Origin of the sequence: Planktothrix sp. FACHB-1355 (assembly GCF_014748295.1) — a bacterium.
GTDB lineage: Bacteria > Cyanobacteriota > Cyanobacteriia > Cyanobacteriales > Aerosakkonemataceae > Aerosakkonema > Aerosakkonema funiforme_A.
In genome coordinates this window covers 1-7,078 of the sequence record NZ_JACJUP010000243.1, presented here as the reverse complement: position 1 = coordinate 7,078, position 7,078 = coordinate 1, and the positions used below count along the sequence as shown (strand labels likewise).

Here is a 7,078-nt window from a genome sequence, read left to right as displayed (position 1 = left end):
AGAACCTAACTTTCTGGCAAAGACCATCCTATACGAGTGGGCTGTTCGTAAATGCGTTTGAGGGTGTTGATATCTCTGGATGAAATAGGGGCTGGATGGCGTACCTGTGCAAAGTAGAGGGAATCCGTTTCTAAAGGACTGTGACCCCAAATACCGAGTGCGTGACCGAGTTCGTGGCGGGCGCTGGGTAAAATGTAATCGGGGGCTTGGTTGGGACTAATTTGAATATTAAATCTTTGTGATAAAACTGTGGCAGAATTTGGGAATTTGCGAAGATAAAATTCGTAGAGAGTTTCGGCGGAACGAACGCGAGGCAATTCAAAGCGACCTGTGCTGGGGTTTAAGGTGGCTCTGAGGGGAGGACGCGATCGCCAAATTTTGATATCCGCTCGATCTGGCGAGTTGACTACTTCCAAAGGCAAGTAAACGCTCCATTCCTGTACTGCTTGCAAAACTGCCTCTATCCATTTTGGCGATCGCTCGCTGTTGGTTGCAGCCGATTCCTCTTGCTTCTGGACGTAAACCTTGACGGGCAATTGCGACCAAACTAAATAACCCATTTCCGTTGGCTTTACTTCCGAGAAGTAGTCACCGCTTTTGGTTGTGTCCTGCCACTGCGCCAGCGTTGCTGGGAGAGGATGTGCCTGGAGAGGCGGTAATTTTGCCTCCGCAGGCATTGCTGCTAAGCGATCGACTGCCATAATTAAGATGGCAGTGCAGATTGCTAGTGCGATCGTTAAGTTGCGCGGCATTTTTGTGCTGGAAGTTTATCCGAAAAATCTGTTTGACGGAATTTTAACCGCTTGTCTGCACGAATCATGGATTGAAATTTAACCACAGATGAAAACAGATAAACACAGATGAACACAGATGTGAGCGCAAATTTTTTTCACTACCGATGTCACCGGACATGATATGAGTTATCAGGATAACAAGTTGGCACTCAAAAGCACGGTTAAACCCATAAAAATCACGGTTAAACCCCAGGTAACGCGGTTTAGAGTTGTTTCTGCACTCTTGGTGCTGCTAAACAATTGCGCTTGACCTCCAATAGCCCCTATGCCATCTCCTTTGGGACTATGCAGCAGCACTAGAACGGTCAGACCTAAAGCAGACAGTGCCCAGATAATTTCTACAATTTTGATAACGGTCATTTGGATTTTGGATTTTGGATTTTGGATTTTGGATTGGGATTGCAAATTTGGAATTGGGTATTGTTTCTTGTGCCCAATTCCATCTGGCCAATCCCTATTAGTAAATTATAGAGAAACTCGCATCGGTGTCCGATTCGCTTTGACTTGCAATTCTGTGGGCTCTATCATGGAACGGCCTGTCATCTCCGCTGGCTGAGGCAGCTTTAAAATTTCCAGGATGGTGGGGGCCACATCTGCTAAACGACCATCGCTTCGCAGCTGTACGTCTGTACCGTGTCCGGGAATTTTTACACCTTCGCCTTCGACGAGGATAAAGGGAACTGGGTTAGTTGTGTGTGCAGTCCAGGGGTTACCTTGTTCATCCCACATATACTCGGCGTTACCGTGATCGGCGATAATAATTGCGGTGCCACCGGCTTTGTTGATGCTTTCTAAGAGGCGACCCAAACATCGGTCTACGGTTTCCAGGGCTGTAATGGTGGCTTCCCATATACCCGTGTGTCCCACCATGTCTGGGTTGGCGTAGTTGATGGCTATGAATGAGTAAATGCGTTTTTCGATCGCCTTTGTCGCCACATCTGTGACTGCTTCGGCGGACATTAAAGGTGCGCGATCGTAGGTTGCTACCATCGGACTTTGTACCAGTTCTCTGTCTTCCCCCTCAAATGGTTCTTCTAGACCACCGTTGAAGAAGTAGGTAACGTGAGCGTATTTTTCCGTTTCGGCAGTACGCAATTGCTTTAAACCGTGTCTGGCAATCACTTCTCCCAGCAAGTTGCTCAAATTCTGGGGCTCGAAAGCTACCAGTACCGGTAAATCTGGGTCGTACTGAGTAAAAGTGAGAAAAGTGAGGGGACGAATTTGCTCTCTGGGAAAACCGTTGAATTCGGGATTGACAAAAGCGCTGCTTAATTCTCTGGCGCGATCGGGACGGAAGTTGAAGAATATTATACCATCTCCCGGCTCTACGGCTCCGGGGGCTATTCTGATGGGGATGACGAATTCATCGGTTACGCCTTCTTCATAGCAGGCTTGCAATACTTCGACGGCAGAACTCGCAACGCCCGCACCATCTTGGGTCATCACTTCGTAGGCTTTTTGAACTCTATCCCAACGACGGTCTCTATCCATCGCGTAGTAGCGACCGCTGATGGTGACGATGCGGCCTACACCAATTCGGTCTATATAATCTTGAATTTTTTGTATCGCTTCTACACCCTCTTTTGGGCTGGTATCGCGACCGTCAGTGATGGCATGGATGCAAACATTGGCAATTTCTTGTGCTTTTGCCAAATCCAGCAATCCCAGCAGATGACTTAAATGGGAATGCACGCCGCCTTCCGAACACAATCCAACTAAGTGCAGCTTACCACCGCTGTTTTTGACTTCCTGACAAATTTTTACTAAGGCTGGATTGTTGAGCAAGCTGCCATCTTCTACGGCATCTGTGATGCGAACTAACTCTTGGGGTACGACCCGCCCTGCCCCTATATTCAGATGCCCCACTTCAGAGTTGCCCATTTGCCCTTCTGGCAAACCTACTGCTTTTCCTGATGTGCGTAGCAGGGTATGGGGATAGGCTGCCCACAGGCTATCCATCACGGGTGTATTTGCAGCGGCGATGGCGTTGCCGTCGGTTTCTTCACGGTAACCCCAGCCATCTAGGATTATTAGCACTACGGGCGAAACAGGCGCTTGGGCCATACTCGATCGCTCTTTGTATCGGATACATCCGAAATGATATCACCGACTTACGGGAAGATTGCTCAACTTTATGGAGAGTTTTGCAACTTCGCATCTTGGTTGAGAATCTCCTAATTCGCTGAAAATGCTTGTTTTTACAGACATTTTCTATTTGTTCTCTTTGATCCCCGATCGAAAATTAGCTTGTCTGGTGGTAAATTGAGAATTTTCTTAACATTTATTTACATTTTCTTGTGTTTGTTAACAAGGTATTTTTAGCTGCTTTGAGGGGAACTTGGGCATAAATCGGCGACAACGCAGCGATCGCACGTTGGTTTTTTGGCATTGCAGATCGATCGTCCATGATATGTCAGAAAAACAAAACAATTCCCCCATTCTGACTGGGGCAGTAACTGCATCAAGTCTTTCTCAATTTTGTCGATGTCGGTTTGTTTGCTCAATCCCAGCCGATCGCTCAGTCGTTTGACGTGGGTATCAACGGTTACACCCACATCGATTCCGTAGGCGTAATGCAGCACCATCGTAGCGGTTTTGCGACCCACACCTGGTAACATTACTAACTCGTCTATGTTTTGCGGTACTTGACCGTCAAACCGCTCTACGAGAATGCGGCAGGTGGCTTGTACGTTTTTGGCTTTGCTGCTGTACATACTCAGAGGCCGCAGTATTGTTTCTAACTCAGTGTAGTCGGATTGAGCGATCGCAGCTGCATCGGGGAAGCGGGGAAAAAGTTGAGCGGTGACTCGATTGACGCGATCGTCTGTGCATTGTGCCGCCATAATAACAGCTAGCAGCAGTTGCAAAGGCGTTTCGTAGTTGAGAGGACAGGGAGAATTGGAATAGAGGGGTTTGAGACGATTGAGAATTTCTACAGCGCGTTGTTCCTGAGTTAAGGCGGTCACGGGAATTTCCTCGTTTCGGATGAATTTAGTTTAGGTTCTCGCGTTTTTGTGGTAATAGTAGCTGCAATTAATCCCGATGGGTTCGGTTTTTGCCTGTTTTGGTAAAGCCAAACTACCAGACCCGAAACAGACTCAATTCTAAGACCGACTGGGAAAGCAGCTACCTTTTGCTGAATTTCATTGTTACCTACATATTTGTACAGTTCGATCATTTTTTTACTGCACAATAGGCTGCTTATTTGCGTTTGGCAGATGCTTTTTTGGCTGCTTCTTTCGCCGCTTTTTCAGCTTTTTTGGCGGCTTTTTCGGCTGCGATCGCAGCTAATCTCGCCTGTTCTTTTTCCTCCTCAATTTTATCCAAATAGTAGTGATAATCGCCCAAATAAACCCGAAATTCGCCATCGCGGATTTCCACAATTTTGTTAGCGACTTGGGATATAAAGTAGCGATCGTGCGAAACTATAATTGCCGTCCCGTCGTAGTTTTGCAGTGCTTCTTCCAGCATTTCTTTCGCTGGGATATCGAGGTGGTTTGTCGGCTCATCTAATATTAGTAAATTTGCCGGACGCAGCAGCATTTTCGCTAAAGCCAAACGCGCTTTTTCTCCACCGCTTAAAGCACCTACTTGTTTGAATACCGTATCGCCGCTAAACAAGAAACGACCTAACAGCGTGCGAACTTCTTCGTTTTTCCAATCTGGTACTTCGTCGTGGATGGTATCCATGACAGTTTTAGTCAGATCTAAAGCTTCTGCCTGATTTTGTTCAAAGTAACCGGGGATAACATTGTGTGCGCCTAATTGCACTTTACCTTCAGTGGGTTTTTCCATACCCATAATCAGACGCAGCAAAGTCGATTTACCAGCACCGTTAGGGCCGAGAAATGCGATGCGATCGCCTCTTTCAATCAGCAATTCCGCACCCAAAAACAATATTTTATCATCATACGTATGCACCAAATCTTTAATTTCGACAACTTCGCGACCGCTGCGAGGTGCTGGTGGAAAGCGGAAATGCAGAGTTCTTAAAGAACCTTCCGGTGCTTCAATCTTCTCGATTTTCTCTAATTGTTTCTCGCGGCTTTTGGCTTGGGTACTGCGAGTAGCGCTGGCGCGGAAACGGTCAACGAAAGCTTGTTGTTTTTCCAGTTCCTTTTGCTGACGTTCGTAGGCGGCTAATTGCGCTTCTTTCGCTTCCGCTTTTTGGAGCAAATATGCGGAATAGTTACCTAAATATGTAGAAGAAACGCCGCGTTCTGTTTCGACAATTTGAGTGCAAAGGCGATCGAGAAACTCCCGGTCGTGGGAGACAATTACCATCGGCGTGATTAAACCTTTCAGGTAAGTTTCCAACCATTCGATCGTTTCCAAATCGAGGTGGTTGGTAGGTTCGTCCAGCAGCAACAAATCCGGTTTTTGCAGGATAATTTTACCCAAACTCATCCGCATTTGCCAGCCACCGCTAAAAGCGCTGACAAGACGATCGCCATCTCCTTGCTCAAATCCCAGTTCTGGCAATATCTTATCAATTTGCGATTCCAAACCGTAACCGTCCAAAGCTTCAAATTGCCGCTGCAACTTATCCATTTTGCGGAGAAGTTTGTCTAACTCTTCTGGGGTCGCGGTTTCCAGATCGCGATGTACCAGCGCCAGTTCTTCATGTACTTTGTTCGCTTCCACAAAAGCACGCCAAAATTCTTCTTTGACGGTGCGGGTGGGGTCAACTTCAAATTCTTGGGTGAGATAAGCAATGTGCAAACTGGCGGGACGGATGATTTCGCCTGCGGTGGGTTCGATTTCGCCTGCGATAATTTTGAGTTGGGTAGATTTACCCGCACCGTTGACGCCGACTAAGCCGATGCGATCTCCTGGCTTGACTTCCCAGTTGACATCTTTGAGGACTTCGCCGGTGGGGTATATTTTACTGATATGTTCGAGTCGCAGCATTCGGAGTCTCCAAGGAAGTAGCAGGGGAAGTTTAGCGCCAGACAAGGTTTGGGCGCATCCAGTCAATCGTAACAAAATTTAATGCAGGTTGAAACGGGGTGAAAAACCCGAAGGTGCGTTACGAGATCGCGCTTCGCACCCTACGCACTTATGAATGAAATTTTTCTGTAGGTTGGGTTGAGTGAAGCAAAATCGAACTAATCTAAAATCCAAAATCCAAAATCCTTTCATCGAATGACCGAACAACGCACGGATTACGATAGTCCTTGGAAAGAAGTTATCGAAGCATATTTTCCGCAATTCTTGGAATTCTTTTTTCCTCTAGCTTATGATGCGATCGACTGGACGCGACCTTACGAATTTCTGGACAACGAACTGCAACAGCTGGAACCAGATGCAGAAATTGGCAAGTGTCTGGTGGACAAGGTGGCAAAGGTTTGGTTGCTGGATGGCGAGGAAGTTTGGGTATTAGTCCACGTAGAAGTCCAAGGACGCTATGATATCGAATTTGCCAAGCGGATGTACACTTACAATTATCGCTTGTTCGATCGCCACGAAAAACGAGTCATCAGCTTGGCAGTTTTGGCGGACGATCGGGAAAATTGGCGACCTGACCGCTACGGTTATGAGTTGGCGGGGTGTCGCGTCAGCTTGGAGTTTCCCATCGCCAAACTTTTGGACTACGAAGCGCAATGGGAAACCTTAGAACAAACTACCAATCCCTTTGGGATGGTGGTGATGGCCCATTTGCGGACAAAGGCGACACCACAAAACCCAGAGAGTCGTTTACAGTGGAAATTAAACCTAGTCAGACGGTTGTACGATCGCGGATACAGTCGCGAAGATGTTGTGCAATTGTTTCGATTTATTGACTGGATCATGGTTTTGCCACAAGAGTTGGCGTCTAGTTTTAAACAAGTAGCGAGAAGTTACGAGGAGGCTAGTAGAATGCGGTACGTCACCAGTATCGAACGGCTGGCGAAAGAAGAAGGAATTGTTGAAACTTCCAGAGAGAATGCGATCGAAATCCTGGAAACCCGATTTGGATATGTGCCAAGTTCGATAGTCGAGGCGATTAATGGCATAGATCGGGTGTCTGTGCTGAAAAGGCTGTTGAAGATTGCGATCGTAATTGGTTCTTTGGCTGAATTTCAGAAAGTGTTAGACGAGATGCCGTCTGCGGAATAAGTTAATCGGGATATGGCAATGCCATATCCCGATTTGGCATATAATTCCCAAACAGATAGATGCGATCGCAAATATTATGGCAAAGTTTTCACCGTGACTACCTGCGGTGGCGTAGCGTCGGGAGGATAGAGAAAATCAACAGTTACTTGGCGAACTTGGTTGGGGGGTATGTTTAAAGTAACTAA

At 46.9% G+C, this 7,078-nt stretch carries 9 protein-coding genes; 2 read left to right on the top strand and 7 right to left on the bottom strand.

Going from position 1 to position 7,078, the window contains the following annotated elements; all coding sequences use genetic code 11:
• Positions 1–5 precede the first annotated feature (5 nt).
• The gene (locus H6S82_RS12670) at positions 6–701 is read right to left on the bottom strand and encodes a peptidase (RefSeq protein WP_242056928.1); all 696 of its coding nucleotides are present in this window, start codon (positions 699–701) and stop codon (positions 6–8) included.
• Between the two features lie 7 nt (positions 702–708).
• On the opposite strand from H6S82_RS12670, the gene H6S82_RS33985 reads away from it, so the two are divergent.
• A complete protein-coding gene (locus tag H6S82_RS33985) occupies positions 709–834 on the top strand; it encodes a hypothetical protein (RefSeq protein WP_255512223.1) in 126 nt (41 codons plus the stop codon).
• A gap of 89 nt (positions 835–923) precedes the next feature.
• On the opposite strand, the gene secG is transcribed toward H6S82_RS33985, so the two are convergent.
• From secG to H6S82_RS12645, 5 genes are all read right to left on the bottom strand, one after another.
• Positions 924–1,154 (bottom strand): preprotein translocase subunit SecG, encoded by a 231-nt coding sequence (gene secG, locus H6S82_RS12665; RefSeq protein ID WP_190464816.1) that lies wholly within the window; start codon positions 1,152–1,154, stop codon positions 924–926.
• Between the two features lie 105 nt (positions 1,155–1,259).
• On the bottom strand, positions 1,260–2,858 hold the full coding sequence (gpmI, locus tag H6S82_RS12660; protein ID WP_190464817.1) for a 2,3-bisphosphoglycerate-independent phosphoglycerate mutase: 1,599 nt from the start codon (positions 2,856–2,858) through the stop codon (positions 1,260–1,262).
• Between the two features lie 254 nt (positions 2,859–3,112).
• Positions 3,113–3,760, bottom strand: coding sequence for an endonuclease III (gene nth, locus H6S82_RS12655; protein ID WP_322111903.1), 648 nt, complete (start codon positions 3,758–3,760; stop codon positions 3,113–3,115).
• Complete coding sequence (locus H6S82_RS12650) at positions 3,757–3,972, bottom strand: hypothetical protein (RefSeq protein WP_190464818.1); 216 nt, start codon at positions 3,970–3,972, stop codon at positions 3,757–3,759. The genes nth and H6S82_RS12650 overlap by 4 nt, the downstream gene beginning before the upstream one ends.
• Before the next feature lie 23 nt (positions 3,973–3,995).
• Positions 3,996–5,705 carry an ABC-F family ATP-binding cassette domain-containing protein gene (locus tag H6S82_RS12645; protein WP_190464819.1) on the bottom strand — a complete coding sequence of 570 codons (1,710 nt, stop codon included), beginning with the start codon at positions 5,703–5,705 and terminating at the stop codon, positions 3,996–3,998.
• A gap of 234 nt (positions 5,706–5,939) precedes the next feature.
• Here H6S82_RS12645 and H6S82_RS12640 point away from each other — a divergent pair, with 234 nt between their 5' ends.
• Positions 5,940–6,893 carry a transposase gene (locus tag H6S82_RS12640; protein ID WP_190464820.1) on the top strand — a complete coding sequence of 318 codons (954 nt, stop codon included), beginning with the start codon at positions 5,940–5,942 and terminating at the stop codon, positions 6,891–6,893.
• Between the two features lie 74 nt (positions 6,894–6,967).
• Here the strand turns inward: H6S82_RS12640 and H6S82_RS12635 are convergent.
• A partial coding sequence (locus H6S82_RS12635) for a DUF3370 family protein (protein WP_191056278.1) occupies positions 6,968–7,078 on the bottom strand: 111 nt, incomplete at its 5' end.

What these genes read in the sequence shown, in the direction of transcription:
- secG (WP_190464816.1), bottom strand. Translation starts at nt 1,154, where the DNA reads ATGACCGTTATCAAAATTGTAGAAATTATCTGGGCACTGTCTGCTTTA.
- H6S82_RS12650 (WP_190464818.1), bottom strand. Translation starts at nt 3,972, where the DNA reads ATGATCGAACTGTACAAATATGTAGGTAACAATGAAATTCAGCAAAAG.
- gpmI (WP_190464817.1), bottom strand. Translation starts at nt 2,858, where the DNA reads ATGGCCCAAGCGCCTGTTTCGCCCGTAGTGCTAATAATCCTAGATGGC.
- H6S82_RS12645 (WP_190464819.1), bottom strand. Translation starts at nt 5,705, where the DNA reads ATGCTGCGACTCGAACATATCAGTAAAATATACCCCACCGGCGAAGTC.
- H6S82_RS12640 (WP_190464820.1), top strand. Translation starts at nt 5,940, where the DNA reads ATGACCGAACAACGCACGGATTACGATAGTCCTTGGAAAGAAGTTATC.
- H6S82_RS33985 (WP_255512223.1), top strand. Translation starts at nt 709, where the DNA reads ATGGCAGTGCAGATTGCTAGTGCGATCGTTAAGTTGCGCGGCATTTTT.
- H6S82_RS12670 (WP_242056928.1), bottom strand. Translation starts at nt 701, where the DNA reads ATGGCAGTCGATCGCTTAGCAGCAATGCCTGCGGAGGCAAAATTACCG.